This window comes from Methylococcus capsulatus str. Texas = ATCC 19069, from assembly GCF_000424685.1.
GTDB lineage: Bacteria > Pseudomonadota > Gammaproteobacteria > Methylococcales > Methylococcaceae > Methylococcus > Methylococcus capsulatus.
In genome coordinates this window covers 615,982-636,875 of record NZ_KE384224.1, presented here as the reverse complement: position 1 = coordinate 636,875, position 20,894 = coordinate 615,982, and the positions used below count along the sequence as shown (strand labels likewise).

The 20,894-nt window shown below is 63.6% G+C and carries 14 protein-coding genes; 7 read left to right on the top strand and 7 right to left on the bottom strand.

Translation table 11 applies throughout. The features are described 5' to 3' along the window. Nucleotides 1-9 precede the first annotated feature (9 nt). Entirely contained in the window at nucleotides 10-3,543 is a 3,534-nt protein-coding gene (locus tag H156_RS0114310) for a response regulator (RefSeq protein WP_017364987.1), read from the bottom strand. Nucleotides 3,544-3,987: 444 nt separating this feature from the next. On the opposite strand from H156_RS0114310, the gene H156_RS0114305 reads away from it, so the two are divergent. Then, nucleotides 3,988-5,733: a sigma-54-dependent Fis family transcriptional regulator gene (locus H156_RS0114305; RefSeq protein WP_010960492.1), complete on the top strand. Its 1,746-nt coding sequence runs from the start codon at nucleotides 3,988-3,990 to the stop codon at nucleotides 5,731-5,733. Between the two features lie 257 nt (nucleotides 5,734-5,990). Here H156_RS0114305 and H156_RS16260 read toward each other — a convergent pair whose 3' ends face one another. The 5 genes from H156_RS16260 to fdnG all read right to left on the bottom strand — a co-directional run bounded on the left by H156_RS16260 (nucleotide 5,991) and on the right by fdnG (nucleotide 11,526). Further along, nucleotides 5,991-6,176 carry a hypothetical protein gene (locus H156_RS16260; RefSeq protein ID WP_017364988.1) on the bottom strand — a complete coding sequence of 62 codons (186 nt, stop codon included), beginning with the start codon at nucleotides 6,174-6,176 and terminating at the stop codon, nucleotides 5,991-5,993. Nucleotides 6,177-6,442: 266 nt separating this feature from the next. Next, nucleotides 6,443-6,754: a pyrimidine/purine nucleoside phosphorylase gene (gene ppnP, locus H156_RS0114290; RefSeq protein WP_017364990.1), complete on the bottom strand. Its 312-nt coding sequence runs from the start codon at nucleotides 6,752-6,754 to the stop codon at nucleotides 6,443-6,445. 64 nt (nucleotides 6,755-6,818) lie between these two features. Beyond that, nucleotides 6,819-7,454 carry a formate dehydrogenase subunit gamma gene (locus H156_RS0114285; RefSeq protein WP_017364991.1) on the bottom strand — a complete coding sequence of 212 codons (636 nt, stop codon included), beginning with the start codon at nucleotides 7,452-7,454 and terminating at the stop codon, nucleotides 6,819-6,821. Next, a complete protein-coding gene (fdxH, locus tag H156_RS0114280; protein WP_010960495.1) occupies nucleotides 7,451-8,323 on the bottom strand; it encodes a formate dehydrogenase subunit beta in 873 nt (290 codons plus the stop codon). The genes H156_RS0114285 and fdxH overlap by 4 nt, the downstream gene beginning before the upstream one ends. Before the next feature lie 2 nt (nucleotides 8,324-8,325). Next, complete coding sequence (gene fdnG / locus H156_RS16255; RefSeq protein WP_017364992.1) at nucleotides 8,326-11,526, bottom strand: formate dehydrogenase-N subunit alpha; 3,201 nt, start codon at nucleotides 11,524-11,526, stop codon at nucleotides 8,326-8,328. Between the two features lie 174 nt (nucleotides 11,527-11,700). Here fdnG and H156_RS0114270 point away from each other — a divergent pair, with 174 nt between their 5' ends. From H156_RS0114270 to H156_RS0114255, 4 genes are all read left to right on the top strand, one after another. Then, entirely contained in the window at nucleotides 11,701-12,378 is a 678-nt protein-coding gene (locus tag H156_RS0114270) for a protein-L-isoaspartate(D-aspartate) O-methyltransferase (protein ID WP_017364993.1), read from the top strand. Between the two features lies 1 nt (nucleotide 12,379). After that, the gene (gene rtcA, locus H156_RS0114265) at nucleotides 12,380-13,465 is read left to right on the top strand and encodes an RNA 3'-terminal phosphate cyclase (protein ID WP_017364994.1); all 1,086 of its coding nucleotides are present in this window, start codon (nucleotides 12,380-12,382) and stop codon (nucleotides 13,463-13,465) included. After that, entirely contained in the window at nucleotides 13,452-15,176 is a 1,725-nt protein-coding gene (gene polX, locus H156_RS0114260; RefSeq protein WP_017364995.1) for a DNA polymerase/3'-5' exonuclease PolX, read from the top strand. The genes rtcA and polX overlap by 14 nt, the downstream gene beginning before the upstream one ends. A 125-nt stretch (nucleotides 15,177-15,301) precedes the next feature. Next, nucleotides 15,302-17,131 carry an ABC transporter ATP-binding protein gene (locus H156_RS0114255; protein WP_010960500.1) on the top strand — a complete coding sequence of 610 codons (1,830 nt, stop codon included), beginning with the start codon at nucleotides 15,302-15,304 and terminating at the stop codon, nucleotides 17,129-17,131. 109 nt (nucleotides 17,132-17,240) lie between these two features. Here the strand turns inward: H156_RS0114255 and H156_RS16250 are convergent, their stop codons facing one another. Further along, nucleotides 17,241-17,642: a hypothetical protein gene (locus tag H156_RS16250; protein ID WP_036246555.1), complete on the bottom strand. Its 402-nt coding sequence runs from the start codon at nucleotides 17,640-17,642 to the stop codon at nucleotides 17,241-17,243. A gap of 339 nt (nucleotides 17,643-17,981) precedes the next feature. On the opposite strand from H156_RS16250, the gene H156_RS0114245 reads away from it, so the two are divergent. Next, nucleotides 17,982-18,506, top strand: coding sequence for a hypothetical protein (locus H156_RS0114245; RefSeq protein ID WP_036246551.1), 525 nt, complete (start codon nucleotides 17,982-17,984; stop codon nucleotides 18,504-18,506). 241 nt (nucleotides 18,507-18,747) lie between these two features. Next, on the top strand, nucleotides 18,748-20,894 hold a 2,147-nt coding region (locus tag H156_RS16245), incomplete at its 3' end, for a M36 family metallopeptidase (RefSeq protein WP_081665530.1).

Sequence of the window (20,894 nt, the reverse complement as noted above, 5' to 3'; positions counted from 1 at the left end):
ACGGAGATTTCATGGCACAGCATCGTTCGTGCCCTTTGCCGGATCTCCCGCGGGAGAGCCGCCGTGCAGGTCCTCCAGCAACCGTGCGGCGGCAATCTCCAGTGCGCCGATCGATGCGGCGTCCGGCATCGATCCCGCCTTGCGGGCTTGGTCTTCCAGCCGCGCGGCCAGGTCCCGGACAGAACCGGCGCAGAAATGCCCCGCCATGCCTTTGATGGCGTGCGCCGCATCGGCCAGCGCGGCGATGTCGTTGGCCGCGCCCGCTTCCTGGAGGGCGGCGAGATGTCTGGGAAGCTCCTCGATGCAGAGAGCGATCATTTCTGCCAGGAGTGCCTCGTCGTGGTCCAGGCGCGCCAGCGTTTCCTCCCTGTTCCAGGAAAGGCCGGTGGGCCGATCTCCGCCATCGTCGTTCACGGCCTCCTGCCCGGTTTCCGCGGATGCCGGGGCGGCGGGATTGCCCAGCCAGCGCTCGAGCGCTTCGGCGAGACGGTCCCTGGAAATGGGCTTGCTGAGATAGTCGTCCATGCCGGCGGCCAGGCATTTTTCCCGTTCGCCGGTCGCGGCATGGGCGGTGAGCGCGACGACGGGGGTGCGTCTCCCTCCCGCGGACATCTCTCTGGCCCGCAGTTCGCCGGTGGCTTCGTAGCCTCCCAGCACCGGCATCTGGCAGTCCATCAGGACCAGGTCGTAAGAGGAACGGGCCAACAGTTCCAGCGCGGCTTGACCATTGTCGGCGACGTCGGGAACGATACCGAACTTGCCGAGCATGGCGACGATCACCTTCTGGTTGACCCGGTTGTCTTCAACGACCAACACTCTGCGGCCTTCATAAGCCGGCAGGACGGTTTCCGTCTTGGCGGCTGGCCGGCGCTGTACCGTGGCCTTGGCAGCGAGGACTTCCGCGATGGCGTTGAACAGCAGGGATTGCCGCACCGGTTTCAGCAGGCTGCGTGCGATCCCCAGCGCACGAAGCTCGGCTTCGCCGGTCAAGCCTCCGGAGGACAGCAGCAGACGCGGGGTATCCTTGAGCCCCGGTTCTGCATTCATGGCCCGGGCGAGTTCGTGCCCGTCCATGTACGGCATGTGGAGATCGAGCAAGACGATGTCGTAGGGCCTCGATTCGTTCACGGCGGTCCGCAGTCGGTTCAGAGCGGTGTCGCCCCGCTCCGCTTCGTCTACTTCCAGGCCCCAGTGGGTCAGATAATGGCTCAGGATGACACGGTTGGTGGCGTTGTCGTCCACCACCAGCACCCGCCGGTGGGAGAAGTCCGGCAGGGCCGGTGCGGACGCGCCGGGGAGGGGTTCCAGAGGGAGGGTGAACCAGAAGCGGCTGCCCCGGCCGGGGGCGCTTTCCAGGCCGATGGTCCCGCCCATGAGTTCGACCAGGTTTCGGCAGATGGACAGGCCGAGACCGGTGCCGCCGAAGCGGCGGGAGGTGGAGCCATCGGCCTGGGTGAACGGCTGGAATAGCCGCTCCTGGACGTCCGGCGCGATGCCTATGCCGGTGTCCCGGATCTCGAAACTCAGGTCAGTCCGCTTTGCGCCGGCCCCCCCCTGCATCACCTTGACTGAAACCTCACCGCGCTCGGTGAATTTGACCGAGTTGCCGAGCAGGTTGGTGAGTATCTGGCGGATGCGTGTCGGGTCACCGATCCACATCCTGGGCAGGTCCGCGGGTAGGAAGCAGTTCAGCTCCAGACCTTTGTCATGGGCCCGGCCGGCCAGCAGAGCGCAGACCTCTTCCACCAGATCCGGCAGATTGAATTCGGTCCGTTCGATTTCGACCTTGCCCGCTTCGAGCTTGGAGAAGTCGAGAATCGAATTGATGATTTCGAGCAGGGATTCGGCGGAATTCGATGCGGTTTCGACCAGATCCCACTGCTCGCGGGACATGTCGGTGTCTTTCAGTAGCTCCAGCATGCCGAGCACGCCGTTCATCGGCGTGCGGATCTCGTGGCTCATGTTGGCCAGGAATGCACTCTTGGCCTGGGCGGCATCCACCGCGGCATCGTGGGCGGCCTTCAGGGAAGCCTTGGCGCGGTCCTCGAGTATCGCCAGCGCCAGCATTTCGCCGACCTGCCGGAGCATCACCATCCGTGCTTCGCTACGGGTGGGGTTGGGGTCGGTGTAAAGGAACAACACTCCCAGCAAATCGCCGCCGGACGCGATGGGCACGATGTAATGGCCATGGCTTTCCATGTCCTCGAAGCGGTGTTCGTGCCGGTGGTCCTGGAAACAGTCGTCGGAGACCAGGATTTCCCCCGAGACCGCGCTTCGGCCGCACAGACATGCGCCCATGGGGATGGTCTGTTCGCGCCGGACGAATTCGTCACAGAATTTCCCTTCCAGCACGAATAGCTTCAGGCAGTCCCCGTTCTCCGCCTTGAGGAATATTCCGCCCTTCCGTTGCAGGCCGAAGGTACCGAGCCCGAACAGGATGCGGAGCACCTGCCGGCACCGCTCATCCAGCGGGGCGCTTTGCTGCAGGGTTTCGGTGATGCGCAGGCGGGCGGCGGTGTCCTCCTGCTCCATCGCCAGTGCGCGTTCCCGTTCGACCCGGGCGCTCACGTCGTGCTGGATCTGGACGTAGCCCACCAGTCCGTTGCCGTCGGTATGGATCGGCGTGGTGCTGATCTCCGCCCAGTAGTCCTCGGCATCATGGAGGGCGGCTCCCGTCCGGCGCCGGTTCAGGAGTCGTCCGGACCAGGGCTGGCCGGCCTGGAGCGCCTCCTGCATGGCAGCCAGGGTCTCCTGATCGGCGAGCGGGCTGTCCAGGATGCTGGGGCTCTGGCCAAGCAATTCCCCTTCCGCCATTCCGCTGAAGCGGCACAGCGCCGGGTTCGCATAGATGATGCGTCCGGCGCGGTCGGTGAGCAGGATCATCTCGCTGTTGGCGTCCATCGCCTGCTTGAGGCGGGCGAGCTGGGCCTCGGCTTCTTTCTGCGCCGTGATGTCGCGGCGGATGGATATGTACTGCCGCGGCTTGCCAGCATTGTCCATCAGCGGGACGATGGTGCTGTCGACCCAGTAGCGGGTTCCGTCCTTACGGCGGTTGCAGAACTCGCCCTGCCAGATGTTTCCCCGGCTGATGGTGAGCCACATGTCGCGGATGTAGGCCTTGCCGTGGTAACCGGAATTGACGATGCGGTGGTCCTGTCCGACCAGCTCTTCCCGGCCATAGCGTGACACCGCGCAGAAATTGTCGTTGGCGTACAGTATCCGTCCCTGCAGGTCGGTGATACTGACCAGCGCATGCGCATCCAGGGCGTCCAGGAGCTCCTTGTTGCGCTGGCTTTCCCGGGCGATCTGCTGGGCGAGCGGCCGCAGCGCCATGATCCACAGCAAGGGGGCGCTGAAGAGGCCGAGCAGCAGTCCATCCAGCGCACTTTCTTGCCACCGCACCAGCTCCAGCCCGCCGCGGTGGAGCGCTCCCAACAGCGTCATCACGATGACTTCGGCCAGGATGACGATGAGGCAGATGCTGCCCAGGGAGCGCAGGAAGCGCTGCCGCATGGCAGGGGGGGAGGTGAGATCTTCGGACATGGTTTCCTTGAGTTGTTGCAGGGCGTGGCGGCCGCGCGAACGGCCGCTGGAGCAGCGGCCACCCTTGCCTGGATTGCGGCGCAGTCTAATGGCAAATCGTTCGCGGTTTCAACAGAGTACGGTACTGGGAAGAGCCCCGTGCCGGCCGCGGATCCCGGCGGTGTCCGGCTGGGCCATGCCGTTGATTCTCTGCGACAATCAGCCGCATTGATGGCACATGAGCGAGTTGCTACTGTGTCACACACGCCTCCTCGCCGATGGACGAAAGAATCGGTCCCGCACAGGGGCGCATTCGGAGCCTCCTCCGGCCCTGCTTGCAAGGTGCCGTCGAAGGTTCGGCAAAACAAGAAGTCAAGATGTGGTTATGCATGGCCGGCCGCTCCCGGAAGGGCAGTTGCCGTACGAAAGGTCGATCGTAGCTTCATGCCAAGGAGATAGCCGCCGATGTTGAGCGAACAGTACCTGTCACCCGTTTCCAGGCCCGTCGAATTTCCCGATTGGAACCGTTTCAGCAGTGTATACGTGGATCGGCCCGATCAGGCGTGGGAATGGATGCGCCAGACAGGGGTTCTGCCGGCGGCCCTGGACTGGGTGCGCCCGGAAGTGGCCGAAGCCTGGTGCCGCTGTTTCGAGGACTACCGGCTTCCGCCGGGTACCGACGACTGGCCCCGCAAGGCCGGCCCGGATGGTCTGGAACCTTGCGTTTCCTTGGAGCTCGCGTCGGTCTGGGAACGGGTCCGCGGCATTTTCGATTTCCTGAAAGGCGCCCAGGCGGCCTTGATCGTCGCGGACGCCCGCTGCCGGATTTTCCGGGTGCTGGACGACGGCTTGCGGATGGCGCCGGTCATCCGGGAGCTGCTCAGGACTGGCGCCGATTGGCGGGAAGAGGTACTGGGCAACAATGGCATCGGCAGCGCGGCGGTGCTGGGTACGGCCATCGCCTTCGAAGGCAAGGAGCACTACGGTGCGAGGCTGCATGCCCTGGTGACCGCGGGCTGCCCGCTGCGGAATGCGGCCGGAGAAACCACTGCCCTGGTCGGTCTGGTGAGCGACCGGCGCGGTTCCGCAGGAGCGCTGCTCGCCTTTCTGCGCATGGCTTGCGACGGACTGGCCGCGCCTGGTCCGGAGCGAAACCGCAGAGCCGAGCAGGTGACCGAAGTGCCGCCGGGTGAACATGGCCTGATCCGTGATGCGGCGGTCGAGGGGCTCCTCGACAAGGCCTTGCGGTTGCAGGAGCGAGGCATTCCGCTGCTCGTCAGCGGTGAATCGGGTACGGGAAAGGAGTACTTGGTCCGCTTCGCCCATCGCCTCGGGCCGCGGCGGAAGGGTCCGCTGGTGGCCGTCAACTGCGCGTCGATTCCCAAGGACCTCATCGAGAGCGAGCTGTTCGGTTACGAAGCCGGCAGTTTCACCGGTGCCCGCAGCCGCGGAAAGCCGGGAAAGTTTCTCCTCGCCGACGGCGGCGTGCTGTTTCTCGACGAAATCGGTGATATGAGCTTCGATCTCCAGGCGACGCTGTTGCGTGTCCTGGAGACCGGTGAGTTCGTGCCGGTCGGCGGCGCCAAACCCCTGCGCGTCGACGTCCAGGTCGTGGCTGCCACCAATGTCGACTTGCAGGAAGCGATCCGCCAGGGACGTTTCCGGCGCGATCTGTATTACCGGCTCAACGGTGCGCGTCTGCATCTTCCACCCCTGCGGCAACGGCCCGACCGGTGCCGGATATTCCACGCGGTGTTCGAACAGGAGGCTGCGGCGGCGGGAGCATCCCGGATTCGTTTGGGTGAAGGCGTCATGGCACTGTTCGAGCGTCATCCCTGGCCGGGGAACCTGCGGGAGTTGCGCAACGTGATCAGGAATGCTCTGTTCGCCTGCTCCGGCAGTGTGTTGACGGTGGACGATCTGCCGGCCGATTTTCTCGAAGAGGCGGAGCAATACGAGGGATCCTCCGGCCTGGAGGGTCGGGAAGCTGTCCACTTCGCCGACGGGCTGAGCCTGTCGAAAGTGGAATCGGAAAGCATCGCCGCGGCCATCTGCAGCTGCCGCGGCAACATGAGTCAGGCGGCCCGCGTTTTGGGGATCGCGCGCTCTACGCTATACAAGAAGGTGTCCCGTTACGGTTTGAGCACCTGGGATTCGGCGCGGGCGCTGCCGAAAAGCCGGGTGTGCGGACCCGGGTCGGCCGCAGACTGAGCCGGGCCGAAACCGGGGCATCTGCTTCCCTTCGGCGTTGCTCAGGGGCGGCGGGCGAACGGTTCGCCCCCTGGCAGTGTGAGTGAAAAGCCGCAGTTTTTTGCCGAATCGCGCACTTCCACTGGCGGGCAGGTTACCGGCTCTCCCGGTGAGCCGTCCTTTCGCACTTGGCCCGTGATTTGCGTAATCGAATCAGTGGTCGTCCGGGGTGTATGCGTAGAAGGCCCTCTCCATTCCCCGGTCGGCCGCGTCTTGCTTCAGTCTTCGCACTCCTCGCAACCGCCCGAGACGTCGTGTTGCTGGGAACCCAATACGAACTCCCGTCCTTTGTCCGTAAATCCCGACGTGGCCGCGAGGATTTCCCGGCGGTATTTGTGCACCAGGTAGCCGGCGGCGATGCCCAGACCGAATACCAGCAAAGGATGTCTGAACAGGTATTTCATCGATTCGTTCCTCAAATCAGGTTGTTTGACGTCCGTCGCGCGCTCTGCCGGGAGGCGCGTTCACGGTTCCGCCCTGATGATATCACCAGTACTGGATGCGATCAGGGGGCATGGATTTACGGTGCGTAGACCGCAGCGCCGAGCCGGAACAGGTGGAACAGGAGTTCCAGCGCGGCGATGCCCAGAGCGATCTCGAGCAGCTTACGCAGGTAGAAGGCATTCCGTTTCATTCCGACCTTCACGTTCCTGTCGCACTGCCGAAGGACTCACCCGAAGTGGCATACGTAATGGAGCGTATCGCTCACCTCGATCTGGAAGCCGCTGTTTCCCGGAATGCTGAACGAGTCGCCGGCCTGATAGCTTTGCCACCCCGTCTGGCCGGCGAGCTGCACGCGGCATCCGCCGGCGACGATTTCCATGACCTCCGGGGCGCCGGTTTCGAAGTGCAGGGTGGAGGGCAGGATCACCCCCAGGGTCTTGCGGCTGCCATCGGGGAACTGCACGGTGTGGCTGATGCATTTGCCGCCGAAATAGACGTTGGCTTGCTTGACGACGCTGACGTTGTCGAACTGGCTCATGGGTGAAGTCCTGGTCACGCAAAAGGCCGGGCATTATAGACCGAACGAAGGACGTTGGCAGAGTCTACCCTCCGCCGGTCACCCGCCGATACCAGCCCGGATGATGTTTGCGCGCCCAGGCCCGGCTCACGCTGCCGCGGACCATCGCGCCGATGGTGCCCTTGATCCACAGGGCAGCATAGACGTGGACGATGATGCCAGCGATCATGATGAAGGCGCAGAAGGCATGGAGCAGCAGTGCTAGGCGGATTACCCCGATGTCGAAATAGGGCGCGAACCAGGGCCGCCAGATCACGATGCCGGTGAGGAGCAGGGCCGGGATGGTGGCGATCATGGTCCAGAACAGCATTTTCTGGCCGGCGTTGTAGCGGTCCACCTCGGGTAGCCGGTCTTCGCGGTTCCTCACCACGTCGGCGATCCGGCGGAGCCAGACGATGTCGTTCCGGGTCAGCAGGTTGTGATGCCAGAATTTGAACGCCAGAGCGCCGAAAGAGGCGAACATCACCACGCCGATGTAAGGGTGCAGGATGCGGGTCCAGGTGGGCCCGCCGAAGAATTGGGTGAACCAGAACAGGGCGGGATGGAACAGCGCCAGGCCGGAGCAGCTCAGGAGCAGGAAGGTGAGGGCGGTGATCCAGTGGTTCAGACGCTCCGCCGGGCTGTAGCGCTCGATGCGCGAGGGATTCCGATCGTTGCTCATGCCTTTTCCTCCTCTTCGTCCTCCCCCGTCTCGTTGGGGCCGACCGTGACATAGTGGAAAAACCCGGCCAGTGCGGTGAGCGCCAGGGCAGCCGTGGCCAGGGGCTTGAAGATGCCTTTCCACAGGCCGACCAGACCGCTGATCCGAGGGGATTGGGGCAGACCATCGTAGAGCTGCGGCTTGTCGGCATGGTGCAGCACGTACATCACGTGGGTGCCGCCCACTCCCGGCGGGTCGTAGAGGCCGGCGTTCTCGAAGCCGCGCTCCTTGAGGTCGGCGATGCGCTCGTTGGCGTGTTCGATCATGTCTTCCTTGCTGCCGAACACCAGCGCCTGGGTCGGGCAGGATTTGATGCAGGCCGGCTCCAGCCCCACCGACACGCGGTCCGAACACAGGGTGCACTTGTAGGCCTTGCCGTCCTTGGGGGAAAGGCGGGGAATGTCGAACGGGCAGCCGGCGATGCAGTAGCCGCAGCCGATGCAGTTTTCCTCGTGGAAATCGACGATGCCGTTACTGTATTGGATGATCGCGCCAGGCGAGGGGCAGGCCTTGAGGCAGCCGGGGTCGGCGCAGTGCATGCAGCCGTCCTTGCGGATCAGCCATTCGAGGGTGCCGTTTTCCTCGGTCTCGGTAAAGCGCATCAGGGTCCACGAATTGGCGGTGAGATCGTGCGGGTTCTGGTAGGAACCCTCGTTGATGCCGACTTCCTCCCGCAGATCGTTCCACTCCTGGCAGGCCGACTGGCAGGCCTTGCAGCCGATGCACTTGGTGACGTCGATGAGCTTGGCCACCTCCGTCGTCTGCCGCTGCTGCGGGCTGGGCGTCGTGGTGGCGGAGCGGCGGACGATGTCGAGGGATTGCAATGCCATGGTCAAACCTCCAGCCGCCCTTTGAGGACGCGCGTCAGCCAGGACGACTTCTCGGTCGCACCCGCAGTTCCGTTGCCGCCGGAGCGCCTGCGCCCTTCCTGAGCTTCGCCCCGTTTTTGGGTGTGCGGTCCGGGTTCGGACAGGTCTTTTTCGACTTTGACCAGGAACGCCTTGTATTCGGGGGTCTGGGTATTGGCGTCGCCCAGGTAAGGCGTCAGATTGTTGGCGAAAAAGCCTTTGCGGGTCTGACCCTGCAAGCCCCAGTGGACCGGGATGCCGATCTGGTGCACGGTCTGGCCCGCCACCGTCAGCGGCTTGATGCGCTTGGTGACCATGGCGACGGCCTTGATGAAGCCGCGTCTGGAGCGCACGGTGACGATTTCGCCATTGGCGATGCCCAGTTCCCGCGCCAGTTCCTGGCCGATTTCCACGAACTGCTCCGGTTGCAGCGAGGCATTGATGCGCACGTGGTCGGTCCAGGTGTTGAAGAGTTCGGTGAGGCGGTAGGTGGTGGCGACGTAGGGGAAGTCGTCCTTGCCGCCCAGCATGGCCTTGTCGCCGGGAAACACCCGCGCCGCCGGGTTGCTGACCACCTTGGGATGCAGCGGATTGGTGTCCAGTGGCGTTTCGTAGGGCTCGTAATGCTCGGGGAAGGGGCCGTCGGCCAGCCGGTCGGCGCCGAACAGCCTGCCCACCCCTTCCGGGTTCATGATGAAAGGCGACATGTCGCTGCCCGGCGGGACGTCGGCCTTATAGTCAGGCACGTCCAGGCCGGTCCAGCGGCTGCCGTCCCAGTGGATGATGGGACGTTTTTCGTTCCAAGGCTTGCCGTCCGGATCGCAGGAGGCGCGGTTGTAGAGGATGCGCCGGTTGGCCGGCCAGGCCCAGGCCCAGCCTGGGGCTATCCCCAAACCGGTGGGATCGGACGTGTCACGGCGCGCCATCTGGTTACCGGCTTCGGTGAAGGCGCCACTGAAAATCCAGTTGCCGCAGGCGGTGCTGCCGTCGTCCTGCAACTGGGCGAAGCCGGCCAGTTGCTGGCCGGCCTTGACCAATACCTTGCTCGGGTCCTTGGGATCGGCGATGTCGGCCACGGCGTAGCCGCTGTATTCCCTGGCCAGTTCTTCCGGCGTGGGCTCCTCCGGTTTCTGGTAGGGCCAGTGCAGATTGAGGATGGGATCGGGGAAAGCGCCGCTTTCCTTTTCGTACATTTCGCGCAAACGCAGGTACAGAGCGGACATGATTTCGATGTCGTTGCGCGCTTCTCCGGGCGGTTCCGCGCCCTTCCAGTGCCATTGCAGCCAGCGGGAGCTGTTGACCAGGGAGCCGTCCTCCTCGGCGAAGCAGGTGGTCGGCAGGCGGAACACTTCGGTCTGGATGTCGGCGGGATTCACTGGATTGTACTCGTCGTGGTTCTGCCAGAAGACGGAAGTATCGGTGGCCAAGGGATCCATGACGACCAGGAATTTCAGGCGGGCGAGGGCGGTGGCGATCTTGCCCTTGTCGGGATACGAGGCCAGCGGGTTGAAGCCCTGGCAGATGAAGCCGTTGACCTTGCCTTGGGCCATCAGGTCGAACATGCGCAGGCTGTCATAGGGCTTGTCCAGCTTGGGCAGCCAGTCGTAGCAGTAGTCGTTGTCCCGGGTGGCCGCCTTGCCGTACCAGGCTTTCATCAGGCTGGTGTGGAACTTGGGCAGGTTCGACCAGTAACTGAGCTGGCCCGGCCGCAGCGGTTTGAGCGTGCGTTTTTCCAGGTAGACGGCGCGGCTGGTTTCGCCGTCCTTGGGCAGGGTGATGTAGCCGGGCAGCATGTCGGTGAGCAGTCCCAGATCGCTCAGTCCCTGGATGTTGGAATGGCCGCGCAAGGCATTGACGCCGCCGCCGGAGACGCCGATGTTGCCCAGCAGGAGCTGGATCATGGCCATGACGCGGATGTTCTGCACGCCCACCGAATGGTGGGTCCAGCCGAGGGCGTAGAGGCTGGTGAGGGTGCGGTCGGGCACGGCGGTGGAGGCGATCAGGTCGCAGATTTTCAAGAAGGCGTCCGTGGGCGTGCCGGTCAGCTCGGTCACCTTGTCCGGCGTATAGCGTTCGACGTGGGTCTTCAGTAACTGGAACACGCAGCGGGGATGCCGGAGCGTCGGGTCGATCCTGGCGTAGCCGTGCTCGTCCAGCTCATAGGTCCAGGTGCTGCGGTCGTAGTGCTGCTCGGTCTTGCCGGCGTCGTAGCCGCTGAACAGGCCGTCCTCGAAGCGGAAATCCTCCCGCACGATGAAGGATGCGTTGGTGTAGGCCCGGACGTATTCGTGGTTGATCGCGTCCTTCTCCAGCAGATAGCGGATCACGCCGTTGAGGAATGCGATGTCGGTACCGGCGCGGATGGGGGCGTAGAAGTCGGCCACCGCCGCCGTGCGGTTGAAGCGCGGGTCCACCACGATGAGTCTGGCCTTGTTCCTGGCCTTGGCTTCGATGGCCCACTTGAAGCCCACCGGATGGGCCTCGGCCGGGTTGCCGCCCATCACCAGGATGACGTCGGCGTTCTTGATGTCCATCCAGGTGTTGGTCATGGCGCCGCGGCCGAAGCTGGATGCCAGGGCCGATACGGACGGCGCGTGGCAGATGCGGGCCTGACTGTCCAGCATGACTATCCCCAGGGCGCGGGCGATCTTGTTGGTCAGGTAGCCGGTTTCGTTGGAGCCGGCGGATGCGGCCAGAAAGCCCAGCGAGGTCCAGCGGTTGACCGTCTGGCCCTGCTCGTTCCTGGCGATGAAGTTCCGGTCACGGTCCTCTTTCAACAGGCGGGCGATGCGTTCGAGGGCCCAGTCCCAGGAGACGCGCTTCCATGCGTCGCTGCCGGGGGCGCGGTATTCCGGGTATTTCAGGCGCGAGGGGCTGCGGACGAAATCCAGCAGTCCCGCCCCCTTGGGGCAGAGACTGCCGCGGCTGACCGGGTGATCCGGGTCGCCTTCGATGTGTATGATTTCCGCCTTGGCGTTCTTGGCCTTGTCGCCCAGACTGTACATGATGAGACCGCAGGCTACCGAGCAATACGGGCAGGTATTGCGGGTTTCCGTCGTGCGCGCCAGTTTGAACTGCCGCACTTCCGCCAGCGCCTCCCGGGGCGAAAATCCCATGACGGCCAGCGAGGAACCCCCGAGCGTTGCGGCACTCAGCCTGAAAAACTGGCGCCGGGTGACTTGCATGACGTCCTCCTGCGGGAAAAAGTCTGACAAGGGAGCTAAGGTAATCGTGGGGCGATTGTAAGCCTTCGGGCGGGTTTCGCCTATCTCTGCAACATCACGGCGGCCGCGGCGCTCCAGGGTCGTTGGAGAAGCGTAAGATTGTCCGCCTGTTCCGCCCGAAGCGAGGTAGGGGCGATGAGTCTGTCCCAGATGATGAGGGACCTCGAGGCCGAGGTTTCGCTGACGCGTCATCTCACCGGCCGCAGCGCGCTGTCGCCCGAGGTGATGGAAGCCATGCGCAAGGTTCCGCGGCATCGCTTCGTGCCAGCCGACCGGGTGCAGTTCGCTTTCGACAACGGTCCGGTCCCCATCGGTTGCGGCCAGACCATCTCCCAGCCCTTCATCGTGGCGCTGATGACCGATCTGCTGAATCCGGAGAAGGAGTCGGTCGTCCTGGAAATCGGCGCCGGTTCCGGCTATCAGGCGGCGGTCCTGTCGCGCCTGGTGAAGCGGGTCTACACGGTCGAAATCATCCCGGAACTGGGCGAGCAGGCGGCCGAGAGGCTGAAAGAGCTCGGCTACCGCAACGTCGAAGTCCGCATCGGTGACGGCTACTTCGGCTGGCCCGAACACGCGCCCTACGATGGCATCATCGTCACGGCGGCGGCCCCTTGTTTCCCCGATCCATTGATCGGGCAACTCAAGCCGGGGGGGCGCATGGTGATTCCGGTCGGCCCGCCTTACCACCATCAGGAGTTGATGACGGTGGACAAGGACGCCGAGGGTAACATCCAGATCTGCAGCGTGCTGCCCGTGGCTTTCGTGCCACTGACCGGCGAAGGGGGGTACCGGCCCGGGCCGGAGCGTGCATGACATGACTTTGCTCCGTATCGACGGCTCCTACGGCGAAGGCGGCGGGCAGATAATCCGCACCGCCTTGAGTCTGGCGGCATTGACCGGTACCGCGGTGCGTCTGGAGAACATCCGGGCCCGGCGCCGGAAGCCGGGGCTGGCGGCCCAGCACCTCACCGCCGTGAAGGCCGTTGCCCTCCTGTGCGACGCCCGGATCGGGGGCGCCGAGCTCGGTTCACAGACGCTGGAGTTCATCCCGGGCAGGCCCGTCCGGGCGGGCGATTACACCCTGGACGTGGGGGAAGCCCGTGAAGGCGGCAGCGCGGGGGCCGTCATGCTGGTGCTGCAGACGGTTCTGCCGCCGCTGGCCTTGGCCGAGGGCGCTTCGACGGTCTCGCTGAGGGGCGGTACCCACGTGCCGATGAGTCCGCCTTTCGACTACGTCCGCGAGGTCTGGCTGCCGACCTTGGCCCGCATGGGTGTGCGGGCCGAGCTGTCGCTGGTCCGCTCCGGCTGGTACCCCGTCGGCAAGGGGGAGGTCTGGCTGGCAGTGGCAGGAGGCCGGCGGTCTCTCGAAGCCTTGAAAGCCAGGCATCGCGGTACCTTGCAGGCGGTCACGGGGCGCGCCCTGGCGGCGAACCTGCCGGCCCACATTCCGGAACGCATGGCTGCCCGGGGCCGGGCGGTGCTGGCGGATGCCGGCATCGCCGCCGCCATCGAGCCGGCCGTAGTGCAAGCGGCCTGTGCCGGCGCGGGCTTGTTCCTGACCGCCCGCTACGATCACTGCCTGGCCGGTTTCACGGCACTGGGACGAAGAGGCAAATCCGCCGAACGGGTCGCCGAGGAAGCCTGCGGGGCGCTGCTGGCGCACCATCGTTCCGGCGCCGCCCTGGACCAGCACCTGGCCGACCAGATCGTGCTGCCTGCCGCCCTGTGCCGGGAAGAGTCTTTGTTCAGCGTCGAGCGCATCACCCCGCACCTGACTACCAACGCCTGGGTCGTGGATCGCTTCGGGCTGGCGCGGGTGGATGTCCGGCCGGCGGAGTGTGGGACCGGCCTCGTCAGAATCCATGGAAATCCCGCGGGAGTGTGCCATGCCCATCCATAATGCCGATATCGCCGCCATCTTCGAGGAAATCGCCGACCTGCTGGAGATCGAAGGCGCCAACGTGTTTCGGGTGCGGGCCTACCGCAATGCCGCGCGCACCCTGCAGGAGCTGGGTCGGGACGTGCGGACCATGCTGCAAAAGGGCGAGGATCTGACCGCGCTGCCCGGCATCGGCGACGACCTCGCCGGCAAGATGCGGGAGATCGCCGAGACCGGCCGTTGCGCGGCGCTGGACAAGCTCCACAAGAAACTGCCGCCGGCCATCACCGAACTTCTGAAAATCCCCGGATTGGGGCCGAAACGCGTGAAGGCGCTTTATCATGAACTCGACATCCACACCGTCGAGCAGCTGCAGCGCGCGGTCCGCGATCACCGCATCCGGTCGCTGGCCGGCTTCGGCGAAAAAACCGAAAGCCGCATCGCCGAAGCCTTGGCCACGCATGGCGGCGGAGCGGGGCGTTTCAAGCTGGTCACCGCCGCCCAGTACGCGGAGCCGCTGGCCGCCTGGCTGCGCGCCGTGCCCGGCGTGGACGATGTGGTGGTGGCGGGCAGCTACCGGCGGGCACGGGAAACCGTGGGCGACATCGACATCCTGGTCACCGCCGCGGCGGACAGCCCGGTGATGCAGCGCTTCACCGCCTACGACGAGGTGGCAGAGGTGCTTTCGCACGGCCCGACCCGCAGCAGCGTCGTGCTGGGCTGCAGGCTGCAGGTCGATCTCCGGGTGGTCGAGCCGGAAAGTCATGGCGCGGCCCTGCACTACTTCACCGGCAGCAGGGCGCACAACATCGCGATCCGCCGGCTGGGGCAGGAGCGGGGGCTGAAGATCAACGAATACGGCGTATTCGAGGGGAACAAACGCATAGCCGGCGAGACCGAGCAATCGGTGTTTCGGGCGGTGGGGCTGCCCTTCATTCCGCCGGAGCTGCGGGAGGATCGGGGTGAAATCGAGGCGGCCCGGGCAGGGCGCCTGCCCGAACTGGTGGAGCTGGGCGACCTGAGGGGTGATCTCCATGTCCACACACGGGCCACGGATGGCCACGACAGCCTGCGGGAAATGGCCGAGGCCGCCCGCCAGCGGGGTTTCGAATACCTCGCCATCACCGAGCATTCGCGCCGGCTGACCGTCGCCCATGGCCTCGACCCGCTGCGCCTCCTGCAGCAGATCGACGAGATCGACCGGCTCAATGGCGAGCTGCGGGGCATCACCCTGCTCAAGGGCATCGAAGTCGATATCCTGGAAGACGGTCGGCTGGATCTGCCCGACGAGCTGCTGGGGCGGCTGGATCTGGTGATCGGGGCGGTCCACAGCCGCTTCGAGCTGTCGCGCGCCAGGCAGACCGAGCGCATCCTGAAGGCCATGGATCATCCGCATTTCACCCTGCTGGCCCATCCCAGCGGCAGGCTCATCCAGCGGCGCGAGCCTTATGACGTGGACATGCTGCGCATCATCGGCAAGGCGAAGGAACGGGGCTGCTACCTGGAGTTGAACGCCCATCCCGAACGGCTCGATCTGCTCGACACCTATTGCCAGGCGGCCAAGGCCGAAGGGGTGCTGGTCAGTGTCAATTCCGATGCCCACAGCGTGCTGGATTTCGACCACCTCCGCTTCGGCGTCGGTCAGGCGCGGCGCGGCTGGCTGGAGAAGGGCGACGTGCTGAACACCCGTCCGCTCGCCGCGCTGAGGCCGTTGCTGAAGAGGACGATGTAGACCGCCGTTTCCGTCTCCGGGTCTCTCCTTCGGAGCCCTCGGCTGCAGGGCGGTTTTCCGGGACACGGGGTACCGGTCCTCCCAATCGTGACATTTCCTCATTCAAAATTCGAATCCCTGGTCCCGTGCTGCGCTTCTTCGAAAAACTGCTCCACCCCTTTCCCGAGGCTGCCCCGGTGCGTCTGCCCCAAGGTCTGTTGCCCTTCCTCTGGGCCTGCACGGCGGGGCTGCGCGGTTTCATCTCGGGCATGATGTTGCTGACGGCCGGCATCGGCGTGTTCGAAGCCATGCTGTTCAGCATGCTGGGGAACATCGTCGACTGGCTCGGCCGGATTCCGCCGGAGCGGCTCTGGACCGATGAACGGGACCGCCTGCTGTTGCTGGCGGGTGTGCTGCTGGCCAGTCCCCTGGTCATCGCGCTGCAAACGATGATCAAGCACCAGACTCTGGCCGGGAACTTCCCGATGCGGCTGCGCTGGAATTTCCACCGGCTGATGCTGGGTCAGAGCATGAGCTTCTACCAGGACGAGTTCGCCGGCCGGGTGGCCGCCAAGGTGATGCAGACCGCCCTCGCCGTGCGCGATACCGTGCTCATCGTCACCGACATGCTGGTTTTCGTCGTCATCTATTTCACGACCATGAGCCTGGTGGCCGCTGGCTTCGACCGTCTGCTGCTCACGCCGTTCCTGGGCTGGGTGCTGCTGTATGTCGCGATGCTCCGGTTCTTCGTTCCCCGGCTGGGGCGGGTGGCGGCCCGGCAGGCGGATGCGCGTTCGCTGATGACCGGGCGCATCACCGATGCCTACACCAATATCGCCACGGTCAAGTTGTTCTCCCACGCGCGGCGCGAGGCCGAATATGCCCGCGGCGCGATGCAGGAGTTCCTCGAAACGGTATACCGGCAGGGCCGCCTGATCAGCGGCTTTGAAATCGTCAACCATTCCCTCAGCATGCTGCTGATCGCCAGCACGGCCGGCGCGGCGCTATGGCTCTGGACCCAGGGCATGGTGGGCATCGGCGCGGTCGCCGCGGCCACGGCGATGGCCTTGCGCCTCAACGGCATTTCCCATTGGGTGATGTGGGAGATGGCCGCTCTGTTCGAGCACGTTGGCACCGTGCAGGACGGCATGAACACCCTGTCGAAAGGCCACACGGTGACCGACCGCCCCGATGCGAAGGCGCTCCAGGTGAGCCGCGGCGATGTCCGTTTCGAAGCCGTCGGCTTCGCCTATGGCGGCGGCCCGCCGGTGTTCCGGGATTTCTCGCTGCACATCCGTCCCGGTGAAAAGATCGGCCTGGTCGGTCGCTCCGGAGCGGGGAAATCCACCCTGGTCAATCTGCTGCTGCGGTTCTACGACGCCGATAGCGGCCGCATCCTGATCGACGGGCAGGACATCGCGCAGGTCACGCAGGACAGTCTGCGGGCGCAGATCGGCATGGTGACCCAGGACACCTCGCTCTTGCACCGTTCGGTGCGTGACAACCTCACCTACGGCAGGCCGGACGCCGACGAGGCGGCCATGATCGCTGCCGCGGAAAAGGCCGAAGCCCACGGCTTCATCCTCGGTCTCGCCGATCCCCAAGGGCGCAGGGGCTATGATGCCCACGTCGGCGAACGCGGGGTCAAGCTCTCCGGGGGCCAGCGCCAGCGTATCGCCATTGCCCGGGTGATGCTCAAGGACGCGCCGATCCTGATCCTGGACGAAGCCACCAGCGCCCTCGATTCGGAGGTGGAAGTCGCGATCCAGTCCAGCCTGTACCGCCTGATGCAGGGCAAGACCGTCGTGGCGATCGCGCACCGCCTATCCACGCTGGCCGCCCTGGACCGGATCGTCGTCCTGGATCGGGGAAGAATCGTGGAAGAAGGCAGCCACCGGAGCCTGCTTGCGCAGGGAGGTCTCTACGCCCGGCTTTGGGCGCACCAGAGCGGCGGGTTTCTTGGGGAGGACATTTGAAGAGCGGCAGGGCGAGAAGGATGGCAGCGGACTGGACCGGAACCCTTCCGTTCAAACTTGCTGCCGACGGTGGGCGGGCTTCCACTCCGCAGGCGTCGTTGCGTCTCGGTCAGTTTCCTTTCCTCCGCGGTGAAGTGTCGCCGGGGAACCGTGACCAGCTTTTGAAGTCCACGTGTCTCTCGACGACTTGAAGCACGTTGCCCAGACCCTCGAGCCAGCCTCCCCGTTCCTCGGTTGCAAACGGGCCTGGTGTCAAATTACATGTCAAGTTCCGTGAGATGGTGACCCCTTGTTTGTGAAAGAGAGCTGGGCGCGATGCCTGCCGTTGGTTTGCGGCTGACGGGGTGGAATCAAGCAGAGTTCGAGGGGTGTGCTCGGCGCCGGCCTGATCGAACGGGTGGATCCCCATCGGTTGCGGGGCCTTGACCAGGAAGTGGTCGGTGAACTTCGAGCCGTTATCGTTCAGGCACTTCTGGATGCGGAACGGTGCCGCCTCGATCATGGTCTTCAAGGACGCCTTACTCCTTCGCGGAATGTGGTTACTTGGGACGTAACATCTACGTCCAACGTTGAAGAAATGGCTTGGCGGAGAGGCTGAAATTAGTGAACAGTTACAGTTATATGTCGAATAACATGATTTCATGTAATGTAAAATATATTTTTTATTAAAAATGATACTTTGATATATTTTTAGTTGACGTGATCTGCCTAAGCTGATAGGTTTTCCGTCGCCACAGGAAAAGTGGAGTCGGTAACATGAACTGTTACCAATGTTCTAGCCGTCACAAGAGGGATGTTTCTGTCTTGAGGTTGTGAAGCACTCTTTCTTTTCTAATGATGGGAGTATGTCATGAATAAATTAGCCAAAGCATTTGCGATTGCCGGTACCATTTGTTCTCTGGGGGGAATGACTCAGACTGCCGTAGCAGGTCCCTATGACTGTGGCATCGAGCGTGTCACGCCGTTCCAGATTTTTAACCAGAGCTGGGTTGCGATCCGGGGTGAGAATCTGGGCTTCATGTCTCCTCCGCCCCACATTGAAATCTGCGACGTCGTCACTCCGTCGCCCTTCAACATCGGATGGTTCATGATCAACCCGGCCGGCAACTGGATTGCATTCGTGCGGGTGGACAACGAACTCAATGGCCCGTTCGGTACCCATCCTTCCGCCTGTGAGATCAGCATCTGGCAGAAGAAGACGGCCAACCCCTTCAATAGTCTGATGTACACCTGCGACAGCGAGGGGCTGCTGCCGGCGGTGTTGCTCCTTGAGTCCGGAATCCCGCTGAACGGGAACCCGTCTGTCGACGACGTCAAGAATGCCCTGGCTGCCGAACTCGGCGATGGCACCAAGGTGTCCCAGTTCCCGCAATAATAAGGCCGGCTGAGTTAGGACGTTCCGGAGAGGGGGCGAATGCGCCCCCTCTTTCACCCCGCAATTTCTGCCATTGGCCACCGTTATCACAAAGCGTGTTTGCTGGATTTTGGGGTGGCGATAGCTTCCTGATTTATCGGCTCTTGCTCTCGATTTGCAGGGTTGATCACTGATTCATTCTGGCCCGTTGAGCCTAAATGGTCCCTGATCTGCCGTGCTCCATTTCGCGGAGAGACGCCTAATGCTATCCCAGAATTCCTTGAGAAAGATACGGCTCTTCGTCATATTTTTGGTTTTGTCAGTTTTCGTTTCGGCCAACATGGCCGCTCATGCCGCGCAATCAGAGGACATCCCCCGTAACTTCGATGCCCGCGAGGACTACAACCGTGGTTTTCGGGCGAAGCAGAGCAGTGACCAGGAGACTGCAGAAAAGAACCTGCGCCAACGGGTGAAGGATGCGGAGGTTGAATATTCCACGGCAAGAGGTACAGCCCGCCGAATCCGGCGATTCGTCGGGCCGTTCGACGGGGCGCAACCCGGATATCAACCTGTCACCCGTGCCCGTAAATTTCTCGACGACTACCGGCAGTTGCTCGGGTTGACCGCACAAGACGACGCGGATCTCGAAGTGACGGATGAGGTGGTCAGCCGGGACAACGGTGCCAGTCACGTCTATCTGCGGCAACGGCGGCAAGGCATACCCGTTTATGACGGCCAGTTGCAGGTCGATATCGACGGAGAAGGCCGGCTGCAGTCCATCAGCAACAACGGTATGCGGGGTTTGGCCGCCTCGCTCGCTTTCACCAGGCCCACATTGTCGGCGAGTCAGGCCGTTACGGCGGCAGCCCAGCACCTGGGCATTTCGACTCAAACTCCACCCGAGGTTTTCGAGTCAGGCACGGATCCTCAACAGACGACGCGGCTCGCCGAGCCCGAATTGTCCACCGAAGACATAGTGATGCGGCTGATGTGGCTGCCGATCAGGGACAAGCTCACGCGTCTGGTCTGGAATTTCCAGATTCACACACCCGATGGCCAGCATGTCTACGACTTTACGGTCGATGCCAAGTCCGGGAAAGTCTGGACGCGATTCGACTGGATAGCCTCGGCCAATTACCAGGTCTATCCGCAGCCGTTTGAAAGTCCGGATCAGGCTTCGCCAGCACCGCCGCTCGACGGGCGCCAGACTCTGAGCGACCCGGCGGATCCCCTGGCGTCTCCGCTGGGCTGGCACGACACGGGTTCGGCCGCTTACACGGCTTTGCGCGGCAATAATGTGTATGCCTATCTGGACGTACTTGGTTTTAACTCTCCCACGGGAGCGCAGCCGGATTGCGGCGCGTCCCTGACCTGCGCTTTTCCAATGGATCTCTCTCTGTCTCCGGCGAATTACAGATCGGCCGCCACGACCAATCTGTTCTATTGGACGAATCTGGCACACGACATCTTTTACCGTTACGGCTTCGACGAGGCAAACGGTAATTTCCAAATCAACAATTTCGGAAAGGGTGGCGCTGGCAACGATTATTTGCGGGCTGAAGCGCAGGACGGCGGCGGTTCCTGCAACGCCAACTTTTTGACGCCTGCGGATGGGAGTCCGCCGCGCATGCAGCTCTACGTATGCAGCAGGGCCATCGACGGTTCGAGCTTTTTTCCTGCGCACGACGCGGATCTGGAAGGGGCCGTCATCGTGCATGAGTATGGCCATGGCGTGACGAATCGGCTGGTCGGTGGACCCTCGAATGTTTCGTGCCTCAATAACGATCAGCAACCTGGAGAGGGTTGGAGCGATTTCTTCGGGCTCGTTTTCACGGTTCGCCCGGGAGACAGCGGAACCATGAAACGAGGCTTCGGAAAATATTTGTTCGGCCAGCCCCCGGACGGGAACGGGATTCGGCCCAAACCCTACAGTACCGATTCAGCCATCAATGACTTCAACTATGCGTCCATCAATGGCTTGGCGATCCCGCATGGCGTAGGTTCGGTTTGGGCGGAAGTGCTGTGGCGTATGTATTGGCGGTTGGTCGATGCCCACGGCTCAAGCGCCGATCTTGCGGATCCGCCTGCCCTGTCGAATGCCGCCGCATGGGCGGGCAATCAAAGGGCGCTGCTCTATGTAGTGGACGGTCTCAAATACACTGCCTGTTCTCCCACTTTTGTCGATGCGCGGGACGGCATTATTGCATCGGCCGCGGCCCATTTCGGTGGTGAGGATGTCTGCATGATTTGGAATACGTTTGCAGCGTTCGGTTTGGGTACCAACGCCGTGCCGGGCGGCGCAAACAGCACGACGCCGGCCAATGGATTTGCCGTGCCGGCAAGCTGTTCCGGAAGTCCGAGTCCGAGCCCGAGCCCGAGTCCGAGTCCGAGTCCGAGTCCGAGTCCGAG

Coding starts and splice junctions, on each gene's coding strand:
- H156_RS0114270 (WP_017364993.1), top strand. CDS start 11,701: ATGAGTCTGTCCCAGATGATGAGGGACCTCGAGGCCGAGGTTTCGCTG.
- fdnG (WP_017364992.1), bottom strand. CDS start 11,526: ATGCAAGTCACCCGGCGCCAGTTTTTCAGGCTGAGTGCCGCAACGCTC.
- fdxH (WP_010960495.1), bottom strand. CDS start 8,323: ATGGCATTGCAATCCCTCGACATCGTCCGCCGCTCCGCCACCACGACG.
- rtcA (WP_017364994.1), top strand. CDS start 12,380: ATGACTTTGCTCCGTATCGACGGCTCCTACGGCGAAGGCGGCGGGCAG.
- H156_RS0114245 (WP_036246551.1), top strand. CDS start 17,982: ATGAATAAATTAGCCAAAGCATTTGCGATTGCCGGTACCATTTGTTCT.
- H156_RS16260 (WP_017364988.1), bottom strand. CDS start 6,176: ATGAAATACCTGTTCAGACATCCTTTGCTGGTATTCGGTCTGGGCATC.
- polX (WP_017364995.1), top strand. CDS start 13,452: ATGCCCATCCATAATGCCGATATCGCCGCCATCTTCGAGGAAATCGCC.
- H156_RS0114305 (WP_010960492.1), top strand. CDS start 3,988: ATGTTGAGCGAACAGTACCTGTCACCCGTTTCCAGGCCCGTCGAATTT.
- ppnP (WP_017364990.1), bottom strand. CDS start 6,754: ATGAGCCAGTTCGACAACGTCAGCGTCGTCAAGCAAGCCAACGTCTAT.
- H156_RS0114285 (WP_017364991.1), bottom strand. CDS start 7,454: ATGAGCAACGATCGGAATCCCTCGCGCATCGAGCGCTACAGCCCGGCG.
- H156_RS0114310 (WP_017364987.1), bottom strand. CDS start 3,543: ATGTCCGAAGATCTCACCTCCCCCCCTGCCATGCGGCAGCGCTTCCTG.